This is a genomic window from Xanthobacter sp. YC-JY1 (assembly GCF_021730305.1).
Classification (GTDB): domain Bacteria; phylum Pseudomonadota; class Alphaproteobacteria; order Rhizobiales; family Xanthobacteraceae; genus Xanthobacter; species Xanthobacter flavus.
Genome location: NZ_CP032674.1, coordinates 5,297,986 through 5,321,523 on the forward strand (window position 1 = coordinate 5,297,986; position 23,538 = coordinate 5,321,523).

Sequence of the window (23,538 nt, forward strand, 5' to 3'; positions counted from 1 at the left end):
GCGCGCCGATGCCCGCGCAGCTGGGCGCAAGGCGGCTCGGGCGTCTCCCTCGGCGCCGGTCGATGCCGGCTTGGAAACGATCGTACGTTTTTTTATTGGAGGCGCAAGGGCTTTCGCGCGGTCATTTCCGACGGACGACGCGCCGTCCCATCACGTCCGCGCGGCCTTGGTGACCTGGGCGGGCCGGCGCGCGGGCTTCTCGCGCTCCGGCAGCTCCGCGGGGGCTGCGAGGGGCTGAAGAGGGGCTCCTCCGGTGACGCCGCCGATGACGAGCGCCGTGTAGGTGTCCACGATTTCGTCCTGGCTCAATCGGCCGCCCGGCAGGTACCACATGCAGATGCCGGTGAGCATGGAGATGATGGCGTAGGTGGCGACCTTGGGCTCGCGCACCTCGAACACGCCTTGCGCCGCACCCTGGCGCAGGATTGCCTCCAGCAGCCCCTCATAGCGCCGGCGCAGGCCGACCACGACGGCGCGATGCGCCTCGTCGAGGCTGCGGATTTCCATGTTGGCGATGAAGACGTGGGCGAGCCGCGTCATGTGGTAACGCAGGTGGAAGGCGCAGAAGACCCTGAGGCGCGCCAGCGGGTCTTCGATGCCGGCGAGGTCCGCCTCGGCCTTGCCCAGCAGATCCTCCATGTGGTCGCGCACGATGTCGAACAGCAGGGTCTGCTTGTTGTCGAAATATTTGTAGAGCGAGCCGGACTGCAGGCCCACCTCGGCTGCCAGCTGACGCAGGCTCATGGCCTCGTAGCCGTGCCTGTAGATGAGCTTCACGCCCGCCTGCCGGATGGCTTCGGCGGTGCGTGCGCCGTTGGAACCGATGGTGCGCGCCATTGCCTTTTTAACGTTCGATGTCCCGGCCTTTCAAAGGTCAGGCCCGGGTGCCTCAATTGCGCGAGCGGACTGCGCGAACGCGCGATCCGGCTGCGATCCGCGTGGCAGAGTGCGAGCCCCGCCCCCGCGATGCAAGATCATCTTGCGACACCGAATGCCGCTTGACCACAATAAAAAAGAACGCTTGATTGTTTAACGAACCCGGCGAAACGATCGGGCCGAGAAATCGGACAAGGCGCCCAGTCCGCCGCACGGCGCGGGGCGCCGGATAGGGAGATGATGACATGGCCACCCTGCAGGCGTGACCTCTCAATCCTTGTGCATCGAAATGGCGTGGGACGCTTCTCCAGCGTAGTGGACGCAGCCGTCCGCATCCACGTGGCCGGTATCTCCGGTGATGTAATAGTCGCGGCCGAACCGAAATCTGGCTTCCGTCGCCATTTCGTCCTGGCTGTAGGCGCGAAACCAGAAGAGCGGCGAGCGTGGAACGTGGATCGCCAGTATTCCCTCCGCGCCCACGCCCAGCTCAGTGCCCGCCTCGTCGAGGACGACGAGGGAGAAGCCGGGTGCCACCCGGCCGACGGACACGCGATTGAGGGAGTGGGGATCATGCGGGTCATGCTTCATGCCGACGATCATGCCCGCTTCGCGATGGCCGTACTGGTTCACCAGCGGCACGCCGAGCTTCTGCGTGACCCAGGAGATGATGTCCTGGGGCAGGGGCTCGCCGCCAACGGTGACGATCCGCAGCGCGAGGCGGTGCGAGGCCGCGGCGGGGTCGCCCCGTCGCCAGGCCTTGATCTGTGATGGCGCGGCGGTGAGGTTGGTGACGCGGAATTTCGATAGGACGCGATAGCCCTGCGAGACGTCGTACGGCCCATCGCAGAACAGGATGGATTTGCCGATCAGGAGCGGGCCGACGAGACCGTAGAAGACGCCATATTCCCAGCCTTGGTCGGTCATGTTCCAGAACACATCCTCGTCGCGGACGTCGAGCCCGTGGCGCATGTATTGCTCGATTTCGGCCAGGGCGCGGACAGGGGTGAGGAGGCCGTATCTCGGTTCCACCACCTTCGCCGAATAGGTCATGATGAACGGGTCGTTCTCGCCATAGGTCGTGGCCTCCGTCAGCGGTTCGGCTTCGTAGATCGACGACCAGAACTGGGTGACGCGGCCTTCTATGCGGTTGATGTGGTCTCCTTCCACGAGAAAGACCGGAGTTGATGGCGTGATGTACTTTCGGGCGCGCTCGACCAGTACACGATCGGCGACGATCGCCTTCGCGCCGCCGGCCTCGAGCCGGGCGTTCACCGCCGATGCGGAATAGGTGGAAAAGAGCGGCATGTAGACCGCGCCGACACGCCAGATTGCGAGGGCCGCAATGATCAGCTCGACGCCCTTGGGCAGCATGACGGCGACGCGGTCGCCCTTCCGGATCCCGACAGATGTGAGGACACGGGCAAAGCGCGATGAATAGTCCGAAAGCCTGCCAAAGCTCAGTTCCGAGGTCTGGCCCGACACCGACTCGTGGATCATGGCCGGATGCGCGCGCTTGCCCGGCAGGTGGCGGTCGCAGAGCAGGTGGGCGAGGGATATGGCGTTTCCGCAGTATTCGGGCCTCTGGTACAGGCTCGGATTGGGCGTGGCATCCGCCGGCAGCGCGCCGGAGCCCTGGGGCGGGTCGGCCCGCTGCCCGATCTCCTTCAGGAATGCGCCGAAGGTATAGAAGCGGCTCGCCGCATCGTAGGACAGCAGGCCCTCGTGAACGAGCGCCGCAGCGAGCCGATGGGTCGTTGCCTTGGATAGGCCTGTGCCCCCCATCAGATCAGCAAGGCGCGCGCCATGGGGCGGCGCATCCGCGACGGCCCGCAGGACGGAGATGGCCCGGGACAAGCTTTGGGCGCCCTTTGGCCCCTGATCCGGATCGGAAGACGCTGTCATGTCTTATTATGTGAGACGAAATCGGACCGGCGGCAATATTTTTCTCCTCATCGAAAGTGGTGCTTGAAAGATTCAATCGGTCGTTCGATAATGAAGTCAATCAGCGTCTCATAATATGAGATAGCGGCTCATAGAAGCCAAACCCGCGATGCGGGATAGGGAGGGGACCATGTCGCTACCTGCCGCTTCGGCCGGGGCTGCAACGGGCGTGTCTGCCCTGCTTGATGTGCAGAACATCTCGCTCCGCTTCGGGGGCCTCAAGGCGCTGTCCGACGTGAGCTTCCATGTGCGGCCCGGCGAGCTGTTCTCCATCATCGGCCCCAACGGCGCCGGCAAGACGTCCATGCTGAACTGCATCTCCGGCCGCTACACGCCGAGCGATGGGCGCGTTGTGTTCGACGGCCGGGACGTGACCAAGCTGAAGCCCAACCGGCGCGCGGAGATCGGCATCGGCCGCACCTTCCAGAACCTGGCGCTGTTCAGTCACATGAGCGTGCTCGACAACATCATGGTCGGCCGCCATCACCTGTTGAAGAACAACTTCTTCACGGGTGCGCTCTACTGGATTGGCGGCGCGCAGAAGGAAGAGCTGGAGCATCGCCGCAAGGTGGAGGAAGTGATCGACTTCCTCGATATCCAGCATGTGCGCAAGGCCACCGCCGGCACCCTCTCCTACGGGCTTCGCAAGCGCGTGGAACTCGCTCGCGCTGTGGCGCTGGAGCCCAAGCTCATTCTCCTCGACGAGCCCATGGCGGGCATGAATCTCGAGGAGAAGGAGGACATGGCTCGCTACATCGTCGATCTCAACGAGGAATGGGGCATGACGATCATCATGATCGAGCATGACATGGGCGTGGTGATGGACATCTCCCACCGGGTGATGGTGCTCGATTTCGGTCGCAAGCTGGTGGAGGGAGAGCCCGCCGCCGTGTTGGCCGATCCCCATGTTCGCAAGGCCTACCTCGGCGAGGAGGATCTTGAGATCGAAGAGGCGGCGCCCGCCGCCGTGTCCGCGTGATGCGACAAAGCTGAGGCGCGCCATGGCTCCCATTCCCGCCTATCCGGACGTCACGGTCCACGACACCCTGCCGAAGCTGCTGCGGCTGAACGCGAAAGCCCATGCCGGCGAGACGTGGCTGCGCGAGAAGGATCTCGGCATCTGGATTTCCTACACCTGGGGCGATGTCGCCACCCGCGTGCGGGACATGACCCTCGGGCTCACCACGCTGGGCGTCTCCCGCGGTGACGTGATCGGCCTCATCGGCGACAACCGGCCGGAATGGCTGATGGGCGAGATCGCCGCCCATGCCATCGGCGGCATGAGCCTCGGCATCTATCGCGATGCGCTGGGCGACGAGGTGGCCTATCTCGTCACTTATGCGGACGTCGCGGTGGTCTTCGCCGAGGATGAGGAGCAGGTCGACAAGCTTCTCTCGCTTGACGAGAAGATCCCAACCGTCCGGCACATCGTCTATTCCGACCCGCGCGGCATCCGCAAATACGACGATCCGCGCCTCATTTCGCTGAAGGAGCTGGAGAAAAGGGGCGCGGAGGTGGCCGCCCGCGATGCCGGCGCCTATGACCGCCTCGTGGATGCCGGCAAGGGCGACGACGTCGCCATCCTCTGCACCACCTCGGGCACCACCTCGCACCCCAAGCTCGCCATGCTCACCGGCGGCGCGCTGCTGAGGCATTGCCGGGCCTATCTGGACATGGATCCGCGCCTGCCCACCGACGAATATGTCAGCGTTCTGCAGATGCCGTGGATCATGGAGCAGATCTACGCCTTCGGTCAGGCGCTCATCTCCCGCATGAAGGTGAACTTCGTGGAGGAGCAGGAGACGCTGATGGCCGACATGCGGGAGATCGGCCCTTCCTTCGTGCTGTTCGCCCCCCGCGTGTGGGAGCAGATCGCCGCCGACGTGCGCTCGCGCATGATGGACTCGTCGGCCCTCAAGCGCGGCATGTTCGACCTCGGCATGAAGCTCGGCCTGAAGGCGCTGGACGAGGGCCGGCGCTCGCCGCTTGCCGATTTCATCCTGTTCCGCGCGCTGCGGGATCGCCTCGGCTTCTCCAACCTCAAGTCCGCCGCCACCGGCGGCGCGGCGCTGGGGCCGGACACCTTCCGCTTCTTCCTTGCGCTGGGCGTGCCCATGCGCCAGCTCTACGGCCAAACCGAGCTCCTGGGCGCCTATACGCTGCACAAGGAGAAGGACGTCGACTTCGACACGGTGGGCGTGCCCTTCGAGGGCGTCGAAATCCGCATCGATGATCCCGATCCCAACGGCCTCGGCGAGGTGGTCACCCGCCACGCCAACATGTTCACCGGCTATTTCCGCAACGAGGACGAGACGCGGAAGTCCTTCGCCGAGGAGGGCTGGATGCGCACGGGCGATGCCGGCTTCTTCAACGGCAAGGGCCATCTCGTCGTCATCGACCGCATCCGCGACATGGCCAAGACCTCGCACAATGATCGCTTCTCGCCGCAATATATCGAGAACAAGCTGAAGTTCTCGCCCTACGTGGCCGAGGCGGTGGTGCTGGGCGACGGGCGCGACAGCTTGGCGGCGCTCATCTGCATCCGCTTCTCCATCGTCTCCAAATGGGCGGAGAAGAACCGCATCTCGTTCACCACCTATACGGACCTCTCAGCGCGGCCCGAAGTCATCGCGCTTCTGAAGAAGGAAGTGGAGGGGGTGAACCGGACGCTCGCCGAGAAGCAGCGCATCGGCCGCTTCCTCCTCCTCTACAAGGAGCTGGATGCGGATGACGGCGAGCTGACCCGCACCCGCAAGGTGCGCCGCGGTGTCATCAACGAGCGCTACGGCACCATCATCGATGCCATGTACGAAGGGCAGAAGGTGATCGACGTGGACACCACCATCACCTTCCAGGACGGCACCCGCCAGCGCATCAAGACCAAGCTCGACGTCATCGACCTCGGCGCCCCGCCGCCGGTGAAAGACGACGGCAAGAGGAGGGCTGCGTGATGGCTCGACGGCACGACAGCCGGCCTGCCCCCTCTCCCCTCGCGGGAGAGGGATGGGGTGAGGGGGTGTTGGCGCTAAGTGCGCCGCCTGTTCTCTTCCCGGCAGCCTCACCCCTCACCCCCGACCCCTCTCCCGCAAGGGGAGAGGGGAGGCGTCCTGTACCCGTCATGGGGAGCCTCTGATGCAATCCCAGCTCCTGCTTCAGCTCATCATCAACGGGCTCATCATCGGCACGCTCTATGGCGTCGTCGGCATGTGCTTCGTGCTCATCTACAAGGCCTCGCAGGTGGTGAACTTCGCCCAGGGCGAGTTCCTGCTCATCGGCGCCTGGACCTGCTGGTGGCTGCTCACCGCATGGAACATCCCCTTCTTCTGGGGCTTCCTCATCGCCGTCTGCTTCATGATGGTGTTCGGCATCGCCGTGCAGATGATCGTGCTGCGACCGCTCATCGGCGAGCCGATCATCTCGGTCATCATGGTGACGATCGGCCTCTCCATCTTCTTCCAGGCGCTGATGAAGTGGATGTTCGGCACCTTCGCCCAGCCGTTCCCGCCCATCTTCCCGGTGGCGCAGGTGAATATCCTCGGGCTGCAGGTGCAGACGGCCTATCTCATGTCCACGGGCGTCAGCCTCGCGATCATGGCCGGCTTCGCCTGGTTCTTTAAGTATTCGCGGCTCGGCCTTGCCATGCGCGCCACCGCCTTCTCCCAGCAGGTGGCGCAGTCCCTCGGCATCTCGGTGCGCCAGGTGTTCGCGCTCTCCTGGGGCATCTCGGCGGCGGTCTCGGCGGTGGCCGGTGTGGTGGTGGGCATCGTCAACGGCGTGTCGTCGGCGCTGTCCTACTTCGGCATCAAGGTGTTCCCGGCCGTGATCCTCGGCGGCCTCGACAGCGTGTTCGGCGCGGTTGTGGGCGGCCTCATCGTGGGCTTGCTGGAAAACCTCGGCCAATACGTGGACAGCCAGTATCTGAAGTGGGGCAACCTCTACGAGATCATCCCCTTCTACGCCCTGATCATCATCCTGATGATCAAGCCCTACGGGCTGTTCGGCACCCGCGACATCGAGAGGGTCTGAGGTCATGGCGCTCACCTCCCTGCGGCCGTGCGGCGATTATCGCACCAGCTACAAGGCCGACCAGACCATCTTCCAGACGCGGCTGACGCTGGTCTTCGTCATCCTCGCCATCGCGGCCCTGTGCTGCACGCCGCTGTTCGCCTCGCGCTACGTGCTGAGCCTGATGATCCAGATCGGCTATCTCGGCATCGCCGCGCTGGGTCTGAACATCCTCGTCGGATTTTCCGGCCAGATCTCCATCGGCCACGCGGTGTTCTTCGGCTTCGGCGGCTTCGCCTCGGCCTTCCTCGCCGACAAGGGCGTGCCGGTGCCGCTCGCCATCGTGCTGGCCGGACTGTGGACCACGGTGGTGGGCCTCATTTTCGGCCTGCCGGCGGCGCGGGTGAAGGGGCTCTACCTCGCCATCGCCACGCTTGCCGCGCAGTTCATCCTGCAGGACTTCTTCGTGCGCGCCGAATGGTTCACCGGCGGCACCCACGGCGCCATCGCCGCGCCCTTCACCCTGTTCGGCTACGATCTCTCGGGCGATGCGCGCTACTTTTACGTGGTGCTGTTCTTCGTGGTCGTCGGCTATATCGGCGCCACCAACCTGATGCGCAGCCGCGACGGGCGGGCGCTGATCGCGGTGCGCGACCATTATCTCTCCGCCGAGATGATGGGTGTGAACCTCACCAAGTATCGCACCATGGCGTTCGGCATCTCGTCCTTCTACGCCGGCATCGGCGGGGCGCTCTACGCGCACTATGTGGGCTTCATGTCGGTGGAGGGGCTCGACATCCTCTTCTCCATCCAGTTCCTCGGCATGATCATCATCGGCGGGCTCGGGTCCATCATGGGCTCGCTGATGGGCACCGTGTTCATGGTGCTGCTGCCGGAGGCGACCGGCTGGCTTGCATCGGCACTCTCCGGCAGCGTCATCGACCAGGTGCTGCACCTCAAGGACGGCATCACCTATATGCGTGAGATGCTGATCGGCCTCACCATCATTCTCTTCCTGATCTTCGAGCCGGACGGCCTCGCCCACCGCTGGCGCCTTATCAAGGCCTACTGGAAGCTCTATCCCTTCTCCTATTGACGCGTTCAGGTCCCGACGAAACCCGAGCCGAGGCGGCGCAGACCGCCCGGCGCAAGAGGAAACCCAAGGAGCCACAGATGAAGCGACTGACCCTTTCCCTCGTCTCTGCGCTGGCGCTCGCCGCAGCGACGCCCGCGCTCGCGCAGTCGATCAACATCGGCCACCTCGCCGATTATTCCGGCGGCACCTCGGACGTGGGACAGCCCTACGGACAGGGCATCCAGGACACCATCGCCTGGATCAACGCCAATGGCGGCGTGAACGGCAAGAAGATCAATTCCGACTTCAACGAATACGGCTACCAGGTGCCGCGCGCGCTGGCCGCCTTCAAGAAGTGGGTGGGCACCGACAAGGTGGTCGCCATCCAGGGCTGGGGCACCGCCGACACCGAAGCCCTCGTGGGCATGGTGACGAAGGAGGAGATTCCCTATTACTCCGGCTCCTACTCCGCCTCCCTCACCGATCCCGTGGGCAAGGTGAACGCCAAGAGCGAGCGCGCCGCGCCGTTCAATTTCTTCTATGGACCGTCCTATTCGGACGCCGCCCGCGCCATGGTGCAGTGGGCCGCCGACGACTGGAAGAAGAAGGGCAAGCCCGGCAAGCCCAAGTGGGTGCACATGGGCGCCAATCACCCCTATCCGAACTCGCCCAAGGAAGCGGCGGCGGAATATGCCAAGTCGCTGGGTTTCGAGGTGCTCGATCCCATCACCTTCGCCCTCACGCCGGGTGACTACACGCCCCAGTGCCTGACGCTGAAGCAGTCCGGCGCCAACTACGCCTATCTCGGCAACACCGCCGGCTCCAACATCTCGGTGCTGAAGGCGTGCAAGACCGCGGGCGTGGACGTGCAGTTCCTCGGCAACGTGTGGGGCATGGACGAGAACGCCATGAAGGCCGCGGGCGAAGCCGCCAACGGCGTCGTCTTCCCGGTGCGCACCGCCGTGACCTGGAACGGCTCGGCGCCCGGCCTTGCCACCGCCAAGGAGATTTCCAAGATCTCCGACCCGTCGGGCAATGCCTATCGCCCGGTGCACTATCTCTCCGCCATCTGCACAGCCCTCTACATGAAGGAAGCCATGGAGTGGGCGGACAAGAACGGCGGCGTGACCGGCGTGAAGATCCGCGACGGCATGTACCAGAAGAAGGACTGGGTGCCGAAGGGCATGGACGGCGTGTGCAATCCCTCCACCTGGACCGCCACCGACCATCGCCCCACCACCCGCGTGGACCTCTACCGCTCCGTCGTGACCGGCCCCACCGACGCCTCGGTCGCCGACCTGGTGAAGAGCGGCGCCATCAAGCTGGAAAAGGTCGCCACCATCGACCTGCCGCGCAAGACGGAATTGCAGGGCTGGTGAGGTCACGGAGGCAGGCTCGCCTGCCTCCCGTTTGATCGACGTCATGCCCCGGCGCGTCCGGGGCATCCACCCATCCGCCGCAGCGGTCAACGTCCTTCAGGGACAGCCCTGCCTCAGAGGATGGGTGGATCCCCCGGCCAAGCCGGGGGATGACGGTCTGGCAAGGAATCGGAGACCGCCATGGCCGAGGCCGCACTGAAGTTCGAACCCGCCGCCGAGACCGCGCCCCCGCTCCTGTCGGTGGACAATATCGAGGTGGTCTATAACGACGTCATCCTCGTCCTGCGCGGGCTTTCCCTGAAGGTGCCGAAGGGCCAGATCGTCGCTTTGCTCGGCTCCAACGGCGCCGGCAAGTCCACCACGCTGAAAGCCATCTCCGGCCTGCTCCGCACGGAGGACGGCGAGATCACACGCGGCGACGTCACCTTCATGGGCGAGCGCATCAACGGCATCGAGCCGGACAGGATCGTCCGCCGTGGCATCTTCCAGGTGATGGAGGGGCGCCGCATCATCGCCGACATGACCTGCCTCGAGAACCTCCGCCTTGGCGCCTATACGCGGCGCGACAACGAGGTGAAGAGCGACATCGAGCGCGTCTACGAATACTTCCCCCGCCTCAAGGAGCGCACCGGCCTCGCCGGCTATCTCTCCGGCGGCGAGCAGCAGATGCTGGCCATCGGCCGGGCCATCATGTCCCGCCCCAAGCTCATCCTCATGGACGAGCCCTCCATGGGCCTGTCGCCGCTTCTGGTGAAGGAGGTGTTCTCCATCATCAAGAAGCTGAACCAGGATCTCGGCGTCACCATCCTGCTGGTGGAGCAGAACGCGCGCGTGGCGCTCTCCGTGGCGGACTACGGCTATATCATGGAGCAGGGCAAGATCGTGCTCGATGGCAGCGCCGAGATGCTGGCGACCAACGAGGACGTGAAGGAATTCTACCTCGGCCAGGGTGGCGGCGAGGAGCGCAAGAGCTTCAAGAACCTGAAGAGCTTCAAGCGCCGCAAGAGGTGGCTCTGAGGCCTGCGGGGGGGCGCCGCGATCTGAATAGCACTGCGTCATGGCCGGGCTTGTCCCGGCCATCCACGTGGAGCGGCTGGGAACACTACGAACCATTTCTCCGGCGGTCCGACGTGGATGGCCGGGACAAGCCCGGCCATGACGGCACCAAAAGGGACAGGGCGCGGGACAGGAAGACACCATGACCGATCCGAACCGCCACTACGACGCCAGCGAGACCCGCGACCCTCAAGCGCGCGAGCAGGCGCTGCTGCAGGCGCTGTCCGCGCAGGTCGCCCACGCCAAGGCCAAGGCGCCCTATTTCGCCGCGCTGTTCAAGGATGTGGACCCGGCCGCCATCACCTCGCGGGCGGCGCTGGCGCAGCTGCCCGTCACCCGCAAGTCGGACCTTCTGGAGATCCAGCCGAGGAGCTACCCCTTCGGCGGGCTGAACGCGACGCCGCCCGGCAGGTTGGCGCGCATCTTCATGTCGCCCGGCCCCATCTATGACGTGGAGGGCCACGGCCCCGATTTCTGGCGTTTCGCCCGCGGCCTGTTCGCGGCCGGCTTCCGTGCCGGGGACATCGTGCACAATTCCTTCTCCTATCACCTGACCCCTGCCGGCTCGATGATCGAGAGCGGCGCCCATGCGCTGGGCTGCGCCGTGGTGCCCGCCGGCGTCGGCCAGACCGACCTGCAACTGCGCGCCATCGCCGACATCCGCCCGCAGGGCTACGGCGGCACGCCCTCCTTCCTGAAGATCCTCGTGGACAAGGCGCGGGAGACCGGCACCGACATCTCCTCCCTTACCAAGGCACTGGTGTCCGGCGAGGCGTTCCTGCCAGCCCACCGGGCCGAGCTGAAGGCCGCCGGCATCACCGCCCGCCAATGCTACGGCACGGCCGATCTCGGCCTCGTCGCCTATGAGAGCGAGGCCGAGGACGGCATGATCGTGGATGAGGGCTGCCTCGTGGAAATCCTGCGCCCCGGCACCGGCGATCCGGTGGAGGCCGAGGGCGAGGTGGGCGAGGTGGTCGTCACCCTGTTCGAGCCGGACTATCCCCTTGTGCGCTTCGCGACCGGCGACCTCTCCGCCGTGATGCCGGGCACGAGCCCCTGCGGGCGCACCAACATCCGCCTTCGGGGCTGGATGGGCCGCGCCGATCAGACCACGAAGATCCGCGGCATGTTCGTGCATCCCGTGCAGGTTCAGGCGGCAGTGAAGAAGCATCCGGCCGTGGCGAAGGCCCGCCTCGTGGTGGATCGCGCCGGCGACCAGGACGACATGGCGCTGGAGATCGAGGTGGCCGACGCCGCCGCGCTCTCGCAGGATGCCCTGCTGGAAGACATCCGCTCCGCCACCAAGCTGCGCGGCCGGCTCGTGGTGCTTTCGCCGGGCACGCTGCCCGCCGACGCCAAGACCATCGAGGACCGCCGCCCGGTGTGAGACGGGAACTCTTTCCCGCTCGACTTCTTAAATTCCTCTCAGAAAAGCCTTTTGTTTCAGATCGTTATGGACACTTCTTCCCGGCGCCGCCACAGTGGCGGCGCATCGGACGGGGTCGCAGGCGCGGCGCCGGCTGGAGGATTTCGGGAGGAAGGCCATGCTCACGCGCCGCCGCCTGCTGGCGCTCTCGGGTGCCGCGCTGTCCGGCGCTGCCGTGGCGCTTGCCGGCGGGCCGCTCTCTCCCGCGCGCGCCGCGCCGCCGCCCATCCGCCTCGGCATCCTGCAATTCGGCTCGGCCGCCTGGGAAGTCGCCGCCATGGGCGCGCTGGGGCTCGATGCCGCCAACGGCGTGACGCTCGATGTCACCCGCTATGCCAATAATGACGCCGGCCGCGTCGCCTTCATGGCGGGGGCGGCGGACGCCATCGTCAGCGATCTGCTCTGGGCGGCACGGGTGAAGGCGGACGGGCGCGATCTCGTCTACATCCCCTTCTCCTCCTCGGAAGGGGCGGTGATGGTGCCCAAGGGCTCCCCCATCCGCTCCGTCGCCGACCTCGCGGGTAAAAGGCTGGGCGTCGCCGGCGGCCCGCTGGACAAGAGCTGGCTCATGCTGAAGGCGACCGCGCAGGAAAAGGCGGGGCTCGATCTCCAGACCGCCGCTCAGCCGGTGTTCGCTGCCCCGCCTCTGCTCGCCGCCGAACTCGAGGCCGGCAATCTTGATGCCGCGCTGATCTACTGGACTTTCGCCGCGCGGCTCGAACCCAAAGGCTTCCGGCAGATGCTCACCGTGGAGGAGATGGTGAAGGGCTTCGGCCTCGCCCATGAGCCGACGCTGGTGGGCTACGTGTTCGACGGCGCCTTCGCCCGCGCGAACCCCGTTACGGTCGCCGCCTTTGCCGCCGCCTCCCGCGCCACCAAGATGGCGCTGGCCGATCCCGCCCGCTCCGGGCCCGGCTGGACGGCAGCGCGGGCGCAGATGCAGGCGGGCGACGAAGCCACCTTCGAGGCCCTGCGGCGCGGCTTCCTCGCCGGCATTCCCCGGCTGTCGCTCGCCGAGGAGCAGACGCTGGCAGAGCAGCTCTATGCCGTTCTGGTGAAGCTCGGCGGCGCGAAGCTGGTGGGCAGTGCCACGCGCCTGCCGGCGGACCTCTATTTCAAGGCGCCGGCGGCGCGATGAAGCTCTTGTCCTCGGGCACCGCGGCGCGGGCGGCCTCGCTCGTCCTGCTGCTGCTGGCGTGGGAGATCACGGCGACCCTGGCGCACAGCCGGGCCCTTCCGGCGCCGCATGCGGTGTTCGCTTTCATCGCGCGGGAGGCGAGCGGTGGCGATCTTGTCTCCAATATTGCCATCACGCTGGCGCGGGTCGTCGTCTCCTTCGTGGTGGCCATGGCGCTCGGCTGCGCCATCGGCGTCGCGCTCGGCCGCTCGCGCAGGCTCGACACCGCCTTCGACACCTGGGTGATCGTGCTCCTCAACACGCCCGCCCTCGTCATCACCGTGCTCTGCTACATCTGGCTCGGCCTCACTGAGGCGGCGGCGGTGCTCGCCGTGGCGCTCAACAAGATTCCCACTGTGGCGGTGCTGATGCGCGAGGGCACCCGCGCGCTCTCCCCGGAACTCGACGAGATGGCGAGCGCCTTCCGCCTGTCGCCCATGGACCGGCTGCGCCACGTGCTGATCCCGCAGTTGCAGCCGCACATTGCGGGGGCGGCTCGCTCTGGGCTCGCGCTGGTGTGGAAGATCGTGCTCGTGGTGGAGTTGCTGGGGCGCCCCAACGGCGTCGGCTACGCCATCTCGGTCTATTTCCAGCTGTTCGACGTGACCGCCGTGCTTGGCTATTCGCTGGCCTTCATGTCGGTCATGCTGGCCATCGAATACGGCGTGTTGCAGCCCTATGAAGCCCATGTCCGACGCTGGCGCCTCGCCGCTCATTGAGGCGGTCATCCGCGCCAAGACATACCGGCGGCCCGACGGCGCCGAGATGGAGGCCGTGCGCGGGATCACGCTGGCCATCGCACGCGGCGAATTCGTCTGCCTCATCGGTCCCTCCGGCTGTGGCAAGACGACGACGCTGCGCATCCTCGCCGGGCTCGACCGCGCTTTCGAGGGCGAGGTGACGCCCGATCCCGCGACCCTTTCCATCGGCGTCGCCTTCCAGGAGCCGCGTCTTCTGCCGTGGCGCACGGTGGAGGAGAACATCCGCCTCGTGCTGCCGAAGGCGCGCCGGGCCATGGACCTTGCGCCGCTGATCGCGCGCTTCGGCCTCTCGGCCCATGCGGCGCGCTATCCCGGCGAGCTGTCGCTCGGCCTTGCCCGGCGGGTATCGCTGGCGCGCGCCATGGCGCTGGAGCCGGACCTGCTGGTGCTTGACGAGCCCTTCGTCTCCCTCGATGCCCTGGCCGCCGCAGACCTGCGCCGCTACGTGGCGCTGGCGGCGGACGGCGGAACGAGCGTGCTCATGGTGACGCACAATGTGCGCGAGGCGCTGGAGCTGGCGGACCGCGTGGTGCTGCTGGCGCCTCGGCCCACCCATGTCGTCGAGGAGGTGTGTCTCGCCTTGCCGCGGGCCATGCGCGATGGTCCATGGATCGAGGCCGAGCGCGCGGCACTGGCTGCGCGTTTTCCTCTGCTGCGGGAGGGGTGAGATGGAGCGTTCCGGAGCCCATGGCTGCGAACCCCGGATGGTGCAGCGCGTCACCGCAGGTCTGGCTCTCGCGGTACTGCTGGCCGGCGCGATTCCGGCTGCAGCGCAAGCGCAGCCGGAGCCGCTCGCCGTGAGCGAGGTCGCTCCCGGGGTGTTCGTCCATCAGGCGCCCTATGCCCTTGCATTGCCGAAGAATCTCGGCTTCGTCGGCAATGCCGGTTTCGTCATCGGCAAGGATGCCGTGGCGGTGATTGACACCGGCGGCAGCAAGGCGGCGGGGGAGGCGCTGAAGGCGGCCATCCGCGCGCGCACGGCGCTGCCGATCCGCTACGTGATCAACACCCACATGCACCCGGATCACGTGCTCGGCGATGCCGCGTTCGTGGGGCCGGGCGTGACCTTCATCGGCCATCACAACCTGCCGGAGGCGCTCTCCGCCCGCGCCGCCTCCTACCTTTCCGCCACCGAGCGCCTGATCGGGCCGGCGGCGGCCGAGGGCACGCGTGTGATCCTACCCGACGAGACGGTGGACACGGTGCGGACCATCGATCTCGGGGAGCGCCCGCTGCGCCTCGAAGCGTGGCGGACGGCGCACACCGCCACCGACCTGACCGTGTTCGACGAAAAGACGAGCACGTGGTTCCTCGGCGATCTCCTCTTCCTCGGGCATGTCCCCGCCCTCGACGGCAAGGCCCTGGGCTGGATCTCCATCCTGGAGGAGATGAAGCGCCGGCCTGTGGCTCGGGTGGTGCCGGGCCACGGCCCCGCCTCCGCCCCCTGGCCGGACGCTGCGGCACCCACCGAGCGCTATCTCAAACGCCTCATCGCCGACGTGCGCGCCACGGTCAAGGCCGGCGGCACCATGGCCGAGGCGGCCCGCGCGGCCGGCCGCGAGGAAGCGCCCGACTGGAAGCTGTTCGACGACTTCAACGCCCGCAACGCGACGTCCGCCTACCACGAACTCGAGTGGGAATAAGCGGGAGGGTTCGCCGAGTGCGAATATTGCTGCGCCGCAATATTACCCAACGCAACTTCGCGCATGCAGTACAAATCGCCTCGTCAACCGGACATTTGGCGTATTGCTTTGGGCGAAAACATTGCTTACGTTCCTCACAGCTTCGGCTTCAACAGCTCCGTGCGGGGAACGCGGGGTTGGTTCGCAGGCCTGCGGGACGCACTTGTCACCGCAAGGCTTCAGGGCATCACGCCGGTCGTGACACGCTGCCGAAGTAGATGGAGTCCCCCAAGGCGAAAACAAACGCTCAGTGCGTTTCCCGCTCCACATGCGCGTGGAGGCGGACCCGCATCCATCGGAGGAAGCCCGGATGAGACGTCTTTTGGTTTTGACCGCCACGGCGGCGGCAACCGCATTTTTCGGCGCGCCCGCCAGCGCGAATGACAGTGTTCTCAAGCTTACCCAGGACCCCAACCAGTGGGTTCTCCAGACCGGCGACTACGCCAACACCCGCCATTCCAAGCTCAAGCAGATCACGACGGACAACGTGAACAAGCTCCAGGTCTCCTGGACGTTCTCGACCGGCGTGCTGCGCGGCCATGAGGGTTCTCCGCTGGTCGTGGGCGACATCATGTATGTCCACACGCCCTTCCCGAACATCGTCTATGCCCTCGACCTCAACAACGAAGGCAAGATCATCTGGAAGTACGAGCCGAAGCAGGATCCCACCGTCATTCCGGTGATGTGCTGCGATACGGTGAACCGCGGTCTCGCTTATGCCGACGGCAAGGTGTTCCTGCATCAGGCCGACACCAAGGTCGTGGCGCTCGACGCCAAGACCGGCAAGGTGGCCTGGTCGGTGGTGAACGGCGATCCCAAGAAGGGCGAGACCAACACCGCCACCGTGATGCCGGTGAAGGACAAGGTTCTCGTGGGCATCTCCGGCGGCGAGTTCGGCGTGCAGTGCCACGTCACCGCCTACGACATCAACACCGGCAAGCAGGCGTGGCGCGCCTATTCCGTCGGCCCGGACAGCCAGATCCTGTTCGACGAGAAGACCACTGCGCTCGGCAAGCCCGTGGGCAAGGATTCGTCCCTCGCGACCTGGCAGGGCGACCAGTGGAAGACCGGCGGCGGCTGCACCTGGGGCTGGTATTCGTACGACCCGCAGCTGAACCTGATCTATTACGGCTCGGGCAACCCCTCGACCTGGAACCCGAAGCAGCGCCCGGGCGACAACAAGTGGTCCATGACCATCTTCGCCCGTGACGCCGACACCGGTGTCGCCAAGTGGGTCTATCAGATGACGCCCCACGACCAGTGGGACTTCGACGGCATCAACGAGATGATCCTCGCCGACCAGCAGATCGGCGGACAGACCCGCCCGACTCTGGTGCATTTCGACCGTAACGGCTTCGGCTACACGCTCGATCGCAAGACCGGCGAACTGCTCGTGGCCGAGAAGTTCGACCCGGCGGTGAACTGGGCAACCAAGGTGGACATGGACAAGAACAGCCCGACCTATGGTCGTCCGCTGGTCGTGGACAAGTATTCCACCGAGAAGAACGGCGAGGATGTGAACACCACCGGCATCTGCCCGGCGGCGCTCGGCACCAAGGACCAGCAGCCTGCGGCCTTCTCGCCTGACACCGGCCTGTTCTACGTGCCCACCAACCATGTGTGCATGGACTACGAGCCGTTCCGTGTCAGCTACACCCCCGGCCAGCCCTATGTGGGTGCCACGCTCTCCATGTTCCCGGCTCCCGGCAGCCATGGCGGCATGGGCAACTTCATCGCGTGGGACGCCAAGCAGGGCAAGATCGTGTGGTCCAACCCGGAGCAGTTCTCCGTGTGGTCCGGCGCTCTCTCCACTGCCGGCGGCGTGGTGTTCTACGGCACCCTCGAAGGCTACCTGAAGGCGGTCGACGCCAAGACGGGCAAGGAACTCTACAAGTTCAAGACCCCGTCCGGCATCATCGGCAACGTCATGACCTACACCCACAAGGGCAAGCAGTACGTGGCTGTGCTCTCGGGTGTCGGCGGCTGGGCTGGCATCGGCCTCGCGGCCGGTCTGACCGACCCGAACGCCGGCCTCGGCGCGGTGGGCGGTTATGCGGCCCTCAGCAACTACACCGCCCTCGGCGGTCAGCTGACGGTCTTCGCCATCCCGCAATGATCGGGCGCCGTTAAGGCCAGGCGCATCCAGCATGCGCATTCGGGCCGGCCTGGGGAGACCCCCGCCGGCCCGATCCTTTTCCAGGGGCAGGGCGCTTTGCCGGTGAACGCCGGAACGGCTCCCTGTGCCCGCAGCCCATCGCCGTCGTCTGCCGCCAAGGCCGTTGGCCTGGCCGGAGCACGGCCCCAAGGCTCTTCCCGCGAAACCGGAGACGGACCCGCTTAACCCCCCGAGCGCCGTCTTCGCCCTTCGTCTGTCGTTTTGGAGAGATCGTGTGGTTTCATCAGTCCCCCTGACCCGTGCCGGCGCATTCTTCCTCGCCGCATTCTCGCTCGCCCTCGGCAGCGCAGCCTCGCGCGCCGAGACCACCAAGCCGGCAGATCCGAAGCCGGTGAAGGAGGAGGGCGGCCGCTATTACGACGTCGACGGCGCGCCCACCTACAACATCAAGCCCGATGGCCAGGTGGATTGGCTGACCTATTCCGGCTACCGCCGCTATCACGCCGAGTGCCACGTCTGCCACGGCCCCGACGGCATGGGCTCCACCTACGCGCCGGCGCTGGCGGAATCGCTCAAGACCATGAATTTCGACCAGTTCAGCGAGGTCGTCGTCGGCGGACGCCAGAATCTCGGCGCCGGCAATGACCGGGTGATGCCGTCGTTCGGCCTGAACAAGAACGTCATGTGCTACCTGGACGACCTCTACGTCTATCTGCGCGCCCGCTCCGACGACGCGCTCGGCCGCGTCCGCCCCGCCAAGCGCGACGACAAGTCGAAGGAAATCACCGATGCCGAGAAGGCCTGCCTCGGCGAGTAGGGAACGGTTCGCGCCCCTGCTGGCGTCGATCGCGACTGCAGCCCTCGCCGCCATCCTGCTGCTCAGCCCCTCGGGGGCGGGTGGGCAGCAGATTCCAGACCAGGTCTCGGCGGATGCCCTCAGGGTGTGCGCCGATCCCGCCAACATGCCGTTCTCGAACGCCGCCGGTGAAGGGTTCGAGAACAAGATCGCGGCCATCGTCGCCGACGAGCTCAAGCTGCCCCTGCGCTATTACCTGATGCCGCAGGGACCCGGCTTCGTGCGCAACTCGCTGGGCCGCCGCCTGTGCGACGTCATCATCGGCTATGTGGCCGGTGCCGACCTCGTGCTGCACACCAATCCCTATTACGAATCGGTGTTTGTGCTGGTGGTGAAGGCCGGCGGTCCGCTCGACGGCGTGACCCAGCTCTCCGATCCGAAGCTGAAGAATGCGAAGCTCGGCGTCATCGCCGCGACACCGCCTGCCGACCACCTCCTTGAACTCGGGCTCATCGGCAACGCCCACACCTATTCGCTGCTGGTGGACCGGCGCTATGCCTCCCCGGCCGAGGAGATGCTCGCGAGCCTCAATGCCGGCGAGATTGACGGCGGCCTGCTCTGGGGGCCCTCGGCCGGCTATTTCGCGGCGCAGTTAACGACGCCGCTCAAGGTGATCCCGCTGGTGAAGGAAGCTCCGCGCCCGGCGCTGGCCTACCGAATCACCATGGGCGTCCGTCCCACCGACCACATCTGGAAGCAGACGCTGAACACCGTCCTGCGCAAGCGCGCTGATGACATCGAGAAGGTGCTCGTCGCCTATCACGTCCCGCTTCTGGACGAGGACGGTCAGCCCATCGTGCCGACCTCCGGGACGCCAGGCCAGTGAGCCGGAGCGCGCAGCGCGCGGGCGGGAGGCGCCGTTTCGCGCTGGCCATCCTCGGCGCGTTCGCGCTGCTCGCGCCGCCCGCCCTCGCCCAGCCCGCGGCGTCTCCCGCCGCCTCTCCCGCCGCGGCCGCTGCTGCACCCGCCGAACCCGAGGGCTACCGGCTCGAAGCCTATCGTGCGCCGGTGCCGGCGACGCTCAGCGGCGCCCGCGTGCTTGATGCCGCCGCGGCGGCGGAGCTTTGGCGCAAGGGCGGGGTCGCCTTCGTGGATGTGCTGCCACGCCCGCCCAAACCCGCCGGCCTCCCGGCGGGAACCGTGTGGCGCGACCAGCCCCATTCCACCATTCCCGGCGCCGTCTGGCTGCCCAATGTGGGCTTCGGCGCGCTCAATGCGGAAACCGACGGCTATTTCCGCGCCGGCCTTTCCGCCGTCACGCGCGGCGATGTGAATGCGCCGCTCGTGATTTTCTGCCAGCGTGATTGCTGGATGTCGTGGAACGCCGCCAAGCGCGCCCTCGCCTATGGCTACACGAACGTGTCCTGGTTTCCGACCGGCGTGGACGGCTGGGGCGAGGCCGGGCTGCCGCTGGAATCGGTGGAGCCACGCCCCTAGGGCAGTTTCGAGCGAAGCGGATACCGGTTCGCGAGACGAAAATGCGCTTGAGGGCGAACCAGTGAGCCCGCGCCACCGACAGACGCGGCGCGGACGAGAAGGCCGAAACGGCCATGAAGGACTTTTGGGAGGCAACGCCATGAAGCGCTCATACCTGCGCTCTTCCGCCGGCACCGCGGGCGCCGTGCTCGCAGCCCTGTTCGCGGCAACGCCGCTGGCCGGGATGCTGGCCAGCCCCGCCGCCGCCCAGTCCGCGCAGGCCGACCCGGACCGGCCGGAAGCGACCTGGTCGTCCATTCGCGGCGACATCTTCCCTTCGGCGAAGATCACCGATGCGGGCAATGCGGTGCGGATCGACGCGCCGGGCCGGGCAGAGGACGCCGCTTTGGTGCCCCTCACCCTCGCCCTCGAGCTGCCCAAGGACGATCCGCGCACGCTGAAGGCGGTGACGCTCATCATCGACGAAAATCCGGCCCCGGTGGCCGGCCGGTTCGCTTTCGGCGACGGCATCCGCAATTTCTCCCTCTCCGTGCGGGTGCGGGTGAACTCCTACAGCTGGGTGCGCGCGGTGGCCGAGACCAGCGACGGCGCCCTCATCATGACGAAGGCCTATGTGAAGGCGGCGGGCGGCTGCTCGGCCCCGGCCACCAAGGACACGGCGGAGAGCATCGCCAAGCTCGGCGAAATCCGCTTCCGCTCCTTTGCCGATTCCGGCCGGCCGGAGGCGCAGGTGCAGATCCGCCACCCCAACTTCTCCGGCCTGCAGATGGACGAGGCGACGCGCGGCTACACGCCGGCCTGGTTCGTGCGCGAGGTTCAGGTGAAGCAGGGCGCCAAGCTCATCTTCGCCATGGAAGGCGGCATCTCCATCAGCGAGGACCCTACCTTCCGCTTCAGCTTCACCCCCTCCGCCGATCCGGTCTCGGTCCGCGCCGAGGATACCGAGGGCAAGATCTTCGCGCGGACCTTCCCGGGCAACGGGAGCTGAGCCCCGACGTTTTAGGGCCTCCATCGCCTTCTCATTCCCTCCCACGCCTTGCCGGCGCCGCATCACTGCTCTAGCTCCGCCGCAACGGATGCGGAGGATCAGGTGGCTTACGGTCTCATCGGCGGGGCGGGTGTGGGATTTGCGCTGGGGGGGCCGCTCGGCGCCCTGCTCGGGGCATTGGCGGGTCATGTGATCGACCGCGTTCTGCTCGCCCCCGCGCCCAAGCCTGCCGCCTTCTCCATCGCCCTCATTGCCCTGTCCGCCAAGATGGCCAAAGCCGACGGCGTGGTGGTGCCGGCGGAGGTGGAGGCCTTCCGCGAGGTGTTCGACATCCCGCCCGAGGACCTCGATGCGGTGGCGCGGCTCTACAATCTCGCCAAGCAGGACACCGCCGGCTTCGAGGCCTACGCCCGCCAGGTCGCGGACATGTTCGCCGATGCGCCGGACACGCGGGAAGACCTCATGGACGCCCTGTTCCACGTGGCCAAGGCGGACCATGCTTTGCACGAGAAGGAGCTCGTCTTCCTCGCCGAGGTCGGCCGCATCCTCGGCTTCGAGGGGCTGGCCTATGAGCGCATCGAGGCGCGGCATGTGCGCCGGCCGGGCGATCCCTATGCCGTGCTCGACCTCGACCCCGGCGCCAGCGACGATGACGTGAAGGCGCACTGGCGCGCTCTGGTCTCGACCCACCATCCCGACCGGCTCGCCGGCCGCGGCCTGCCGCCCGCCGCCATCAAGCTCGCCAACGACCGGGTTGCGGCGCTCAATGCCGCTTATTCGACCATCGCCCGACAGAGGGGCCTGTGATGGACGCGCCTGCCCTTTCCGCCCCCGATTCGGCGCTGGTGGATACGCTTGTGCCCTCCCCGAACTTCGGCGCGCGACGCTCAAGCGTCGACATGCTGGTACTGCACTACACGGGCATGGGGAGCGCCGATGCGGCCATCGAGCTGCTGCGCACGCCGGCAGCCGAGGTCTCCTGCCACTATGTCATCCGGGAGGATGGCAGCATCGTGCAGATGGTGGCGGAAGGCGCGCGGGCGTGGCACGCGGGGCTGTCCTCGTGGGAAGGCATCACCGATACCAATTCCCGCTCCATCGGCATCGAGATCGTCAATGGCGGGCACGATTTCGGCCTGCCGCCTTTCCCGGACGTGCAGATCGCGCGGGTGATCGCCCTGTCGCAGGACATCATCGCCCGCCACGCCATCCGCGCCGACCGGGTGCTCGCCCATTCCGACATCGCCCCGGCGCGCAAGCGCGATCCCGGCGAGCGGTTTCCGTGGCAGGCCTTGCACGCGGCCGGTGTCGGCCATCTGGTGCCGGAAGCGCACATCACCGGGGGGCGGTTCTTTATGCCGGGCGATTACGGGGAGCCGGTGGCGGCGCTGAAGGCCATGCTGGCCTGGTACGGCTACGGCATCGCCCTCGACGACGCCTATGACGCCGCGACCGCCGAGGTGGTGGCCGCCTTCCAGCGCCATTTCCGTCCCTCGCAGGTGGACGGGGTGGCGGATGCCTCGACCCTGCTCACCCTTCGCAACCTGATCGCCACCCGACCAGACCGAGCGATCCCGGTGGCCTGAGCGAGGCGGCTATTGCTTCGCTCAAGCGCCGCGCAGGCTTGAACGGGCGGGCGCGCCCGTTGGTCAGGCGATGCCGGTGAGCAGCAGATCGTGGATGTGCAGCACGCCTACGGGCGCCCTGTCCTCCACCACCAGCAGTGCGGTGATCTTGCGCGCGTTCAGGATGTTCAGCGCCTCGGAGGCGAGCTGGTCCGGCCGCACCGTGCGGGGCGCGGGGGTCATGATCTCGTCCACCGTGCGGGCGGCGAGATCGTTGGCCATGTGACGGCGCAGGTCGCCATCGGTGACGATACCGGCGAGTGAGCCGTCCTCGCTCAACACGCCGACGCAGCCGAGGCCCTTGGCGCTCATCTCCACAAGCGCCGCGCCCATCTTGGTCCCGCTCTGCACCAGCGGCACGGCATCGCCCGCGCGCATCACGTCGCGCACGAACTTCAGGCTGGCGCCCAGCTTGCCGCCCGGGTGGAGCTGGCGGAAATCCAGCGCGGTGAAGCCGCGGCTCTGCAGCAGCGCCACCGCCAGCGCATCGCCCAGCGCCAGCTGCATGAGGGTAGAGGTGGTGGGCGCGAGCCCGTGCGGGCAGGCCTCCTGCGCCACCGGCAGGTTCAGCACCACGCTCGCCGAGGAGGCGAGGGCGCTGGTGGGATTGGAGGTGAAGGCGATGAGCGGCACGTCGAAGCGGCGCGAATATTCCACGAGGTCGCGCAGTTCCACCGTCTCGCCGGACCACGAGAGAGCGACGATCACGTCGTCAGTGGTGATCATTCCGAGGTCGCCGTGGCTGGCCTCGGCCGGGTGGACATAGTGGGCCGGCGTGCCGGTGGAAGCGAGCGTCGCGGCGATCTTGCGCGCCACGTGCCCACTCTTGCCCATGCCGGTGATGATGACCCGGCCGTGGGAATTCTGGATGGTCGCCACCGCCACGTCGAAGGCAGCGCCGAGCGGGCCGGCCATCGCCTTGGCCAGCGCTTCAAGCCCGGCCTTTTCGGCATCGAGCGTTGCCAGCGCCGAGACCACGGACGCGGGATGGACATGGGGGACGGACGGCAGGCCGGAACCGTCGGGACCCTCGGGATCACCGTCGGTGGGAGCCTTGTTCACCGGAGAACGCATCATCGGCGATGATTAGCACCGTTCCGCGTCGAAGGGGAGCGGCGGGTGCAGGCGGTATCCGGAC

21 protein-coding genes are annotated in these 23,538 nt (G+C 66.9%); 18 read left to right on the forward strand and 3 right to left on the reverse strand.

Annotated features, from left to right (window positions below; all coding sequences use genetic code 11):
• Positions 1 to 150: 150 nt before the first annotated feature.
• Positions 151 to 837, reverse strand: a complete 687-nt coding sequence (locus tag D7006_RS24855) for a TetR/AcrR family transcriptional regulator (protein WP_237354976.1) — start codon at positions 835 to 837, stop codon at positions 151 to 153.
• Between the two features lie 309 nt (positions 838 to 1,146).
• The gene (locus D7006_RS24860; protein ID WP_237354978.1) at positions 1,147 to 2,730 is read right to left on the reverse strand and encodes an AMP-binding protein; all 1,584 of its coding nucleotides are present in this window, start codon (positions 2,728 to 2,730) and stop codon (positions 1,147 to 1,149) included.
• A gap of 217 nt (positions 2,731 to 2,947) precedes the next feature.
• Here D7006_RS24860 and D7006_RS24865 point away from each other — a divergent pair, with 217 nt between their 5' ends.
• From D7006_RS24865 to D7006_RS24950, 18 genes are all read left to right on the forward strand, one after another.
• Positions 2,948 to 3,796 (forward strand): ABC transporter ATP-binding protein, encoded by an 849-nt coding sequence (locus D7006_RS24865; RefSeq protein ID WP_210257791.1) that lies wholly within the window; start codon positions 2,948 to 2,950, stop codon positions 3,794 to 3,796.
• Between the two features lie 22 nt (positions 3,797 to 3,818).
• Positions 3,819 to 5,768: a long-chain fatty acid--CoA ligase gene (locus D7006_RS24870; RefSeq protein WP_169123413.1), complete on the forward strand. Its 1,950-nt coding sequence runs from the start codon at positions 3,819 to 3,821 to the stop codon at positions 5,766 to 5,768.
• Between the two features lie 181 nt (positions 5,769 to 5,949).
• The gene (locus tag D7006_RS24875) at positions 5,950 to 6,843 is read left to right on the forward strand and encodes a branched-chain amino acid ABC transporter permease (protein ID WP_024276586.1); all 894 of its coding nucleotides are present in this window, start codon (positions 5,950 to 5,952) and stop codon (positions 6,841 to 6,843) included.
• Positions 6,844 to 6,847: 4 nt separating this feature from the next.
• The gene (locus D7006_RS24880) at positions 6,848 to 7,918 is read left to right on the forward strand and encodes a branched-chain amino acid ABC transporter permease (RefSeq protein ID WP_169123412.1); all 1,071 of its coding nucleotides are present in this window, start codon (positions 6,848 to 6,850) and stop codon (positions 7,916 to 7,918) included.
• Positions 7,919 to 7,995: 77 nt separating this feature from the next.
• Entirely contained in the window at positions 7,996 to 9,276 is a 1,281-nt protein-coding gene (locus tag D7006_RS24885) for an ABC transporter substrate-binding protein (RefSeq protein ID WP_229645885.1), read from the forward strand.
• A 180-nt stretch (positions 9,277 to 9,456) separates the two neighbouring features.
• A complete protein-coding gene (locus D7006_RS24890) occupies positions 9,457 to 10,293 on the forward strand; it encodes an ABC transporter ATP-binding protein (RefSeq protein WP_169123410.1) in 837 nt (278 codons plus the stop codon).
• A 181-nt stretch (positions 10,294 to 10,474) separates the two neighbouring features.
• The gene (locus D7006_RS24895; protein ID WP_237354980.1) at positions 10,475 to 11,719 is read left to right on the forward strand and encodes a phenylacetate--CoA ligase family protein; all 1,245 of its coding nucleotides are present in this window, start codon (positions 10,475 to 10,477) and stop codon (positions 11,717 to 11,719) included.
• Between the two features lie 157 nt (positions 11,720 to 11,876).
• A complete protein-coding gene (locus D7006_RS24900; RefSeq protein ID WP_237354983.1) occupies positions 11,877 to 12,896 on the forward strand; it encodes an ABC transporter substrate-binding protein in 1,020 nt (339 codons plus the stop codon).
• Complete coding sequence (locus D7006_RS24905) at positions 12,893 to 13,654, forward strand: ABC transporter permease (RefSeq protein WP_237354985.1); 762 nt, start codon at positions 12,893 to 12,895, stop codon at positions 13,652 to 13,654. Before D7006_RS24900 ends, D7006_RS24905 begins: the two co-directional genes overlap by 4 nt.
• A complete protein-coding gene (locus tag D7006_RS24910) occupies positions 13,623 to 14,363 on the forward strand; it encodes an ABC transporter ATP-binding protein (RefSeq protein WP_237354987.1) in 741 nt (246 codons plus the stop codon). Before D7006_RS24905 ends, D7006_RS24910 begins: the two co-directional genes overlap by 32 nt.
• A 1-nt stretch (position 14,364) precedes the next feature.
• The gene (locus tag D7006_RS24915; RefSeq protein WP_237354989.1) at positions 14,365 to 15,339 is read left to right on the forward strand and encodes a quinoprotein relay system zinc metallohydrolase 2; all 975 of its coding nucleotides are present in this window, start codon (positions 14,365 to 14,367) and stop codon (positions 15,337 to 15,339) included.
• Positions 15,340 to 15,688: 349 nt separating this feature from the next.
• Complete coding sequence (xoxF5, locus tag D7006_RS24920) at positions 15,689 to 17,494, forward strand: lanthanide-dependent methanol dehydrogenase XoxF5 (RefSeq protein ID WP_169123404.1); 1,806 nt, start codon at positions 15,689 to 15,691, stop codon at positions 17,492 to 17,494.
• A 274-nt stretch (positions 17,495 to 17,768) separates the two neighbouring features.
• Positions 17,769 to 18,311 (forward strand): c-type cytochrome, methanol metabolism-related, encoded by a 543-nt coding sequence (locus D7006_RS24925; protein ID WP_371745008.1) that lies wholly within the window; start codon positions 17,769 to 17,771, stop codon positions 18,309 to 18,311.
• A complete protein-coding gene (locus tag D7006_RS24930) occupies positions 18,283 to 19,176 on the forward strand; it encodes a substrate-binding domain-containing protein (protein ID WP_237354991.1) in 894 nt (297 codons plus the stop codon). The genes D7006_RS24925 and D7006_RS24930 overlap by 29 nt, the downstream gene beginning before the upstream one ends.
• Entirely contained in the window at positions 19,173 to 19,787 is a 615-nt protein-coding gene (locus tag D7006_RS24935) for a PQQ-dependent catabolism-associated CXXCW motif protein (protein ID WP_237354993.1), read from the forward strand. Before D7006_RS24930 ends, D7006_RS24935 begins: the two co-directional genes overlap by 4 nt.
• A 139-nt stretch (positions 19,788 to 19,926) precedes the next feature.
• Complete coding sequence (locus D7006_RS24940; RefSeq protein ID WP_237354994.1) at positions 19,927 to 20,775, forward strand: quinoprotein dehydrogenase-associated SoxYZ-like carrier; 849 nt, start codon at positions 19,927 to 19,929, stop codon at positions 20,773 to 20,775.
• Positions 20,776 to 20,877: 102 nt separating this feature from the next.
• Entirely contained in the window at positions 20,878 to 21,582 is a 705-nt protein-coding gene (locus D7006_RS24945; RefSeq protein ID WP_229645889.1) for a molecular chaperone DjiA, read from the forward strand.
• Positions 21,582 to 22,361, forward strand: coding sequence for an N-acetylmuramoyl-L-alanine amidase (locus D7006_RS24950; RefSeq protein WP_237354996.1), 780 nt, complete (start codon positions 21,582 to 21,584; stop codon positions 22,359 to 22,361). Before D7006_RS24945 ends, D7006_RS24950 begins: the two co-directional genes overlap by 1 nt.
• 63 nt (positions 22,362 to 22,424) lie before the next feature.
• On the opposite strand, the gene D7006_RS24955 is transcribed toward D7006_RS24950, so the two are convergent.
• Positions 22,425 to 23,477, reverse strand: a complete 1,053-nt coding sequence (locus D7006_RS24955) for an SIS domain-containing protein (protein ID WP_237354997.1) — start codon at positions 23,475 to 23,477, stop codon at positions 22,425 to 22,427.
• Positions 23,478 to 23,538 lie beyond the last annotated feature (61 nt).

Bases quoted from the DNA above. Each gene is read 5' to 3' on its own strand.
- xoxF5 (WP_169123404.1), top strand. From the start codon at position 15,689: ATGAGACGTCTTTTGGTTTTGACCGCCACGGCGGCGGCAACCGCATTT.
- D7006_RS24885 (WP_229645885.1), top strand. From the start codon at position 7,996: ATGAAGCGACTGACCCTTTCCCTCGTCTCTGCGCTGGCGCTCGCCGCA.
- D7006_RS24880 (WP_169123412.1), top strand. From the start codon at position 6,848: ATGGCGCTCACCTCCCTGCGGCCGTGCGGCGATTATCGCACCAGCTAC.
- D7006_RS24900 (WP_237354983.1), top strand. From the start codon at position 11,877: ATGCTCACGCGCCGCCGCCTGCTGGCGCTCTCGGGTGCCGCGCTGTCC.
- D7006_RS24905 (WP_237354985.1), top strand. From the start codon at position 12,893: ATGAAGCTCTTGTCCTCGGGCACCGCGGCGCGGGCGGCCTCGCTCGTC.
- D7006_RS24865 (WP_210257791.1), top strand. From the start codon at position 2,948: ATGTCGCTACCTGCCGCTTCGGCCGGGGCTGCAACGGGCGTGTCTGCC.
- D7006_RS24930 (WP_237354991.1), top strand. From the start codon at position 18,283: ATGCCGAGAAGGCCTGCCTCGGCGAGTAGGGAACGGTTCGCGCCCCTG.
- D7006_RS24950 (WP_237354996.1), top strand. From the start codon at position 21,582: ATGGACGCGCCTGCCCTTTCCGCCCCCGATTCGGCGCTGGTGGATACG.
- D7006_RS24890 (WP_169123410.1), top strand. From the start codon at position 9,457: ATGGCCGAGGCCGCACTGAAGTTCGAACCCGCCGCCGAGACCGCGCCC.
- D7006_RS24910 (WP_237354987.1), top strand. From the start codon at position 13,623: ATGTCCGACGCTGGCGCCTCGCCGCTCATTGAGGCGGTCATCCGCGCC.
- D7006_RS24875 (WP_024276586.1), top strand. From the start codon at position 5,950: ATGCAATCCCAGCTCCTGCTTCAGCTCATCATCAACGGGCTCATCATC.
- D7006_RS24915 (WP_237354989.1), top strand. From the start codon at position 14,365: ATGGAGCGTTCCGGAGCCCATGGCTGCGAACCCCGGATGGTGCAGCGC.
- D7006_RS24895 (WP_237354980.1), top strand. From the start codon at position 10,475: ATGACCGATCCGAACCGCCACTACGACGCCAGCGAGACCCGCGACCCT.
- D7006_RS24955 (WP_237354997.1), bottom strand. From the start codon at position 23,477: ATGATGCGTTCTCCGGTGAACAAGGCTCCCACCGACGGTGATCCCGAG.
- D7006_RS24870 (WP_169123413.1), top strand. From the start codon at position 3,819: ATGGCTCCCATTCCCGCCTATCCGGACGTCACGGTCCACGACACCCTG.
- D7006_RS24855 (WP_237354976.1), bottom strand. From the start codon at position 837: ATGGCGCGCACCATCGGTTCCAACGGCGCACGCACCGCCGAAGCCATC.
- D7006_RS24940 (WP_237354994.1), top strand. From the start codon at position 19,927: ATGAAGCGCTCATACCTGCGCTCTTCCGCCGGCACCGCGGGCGCCGTG.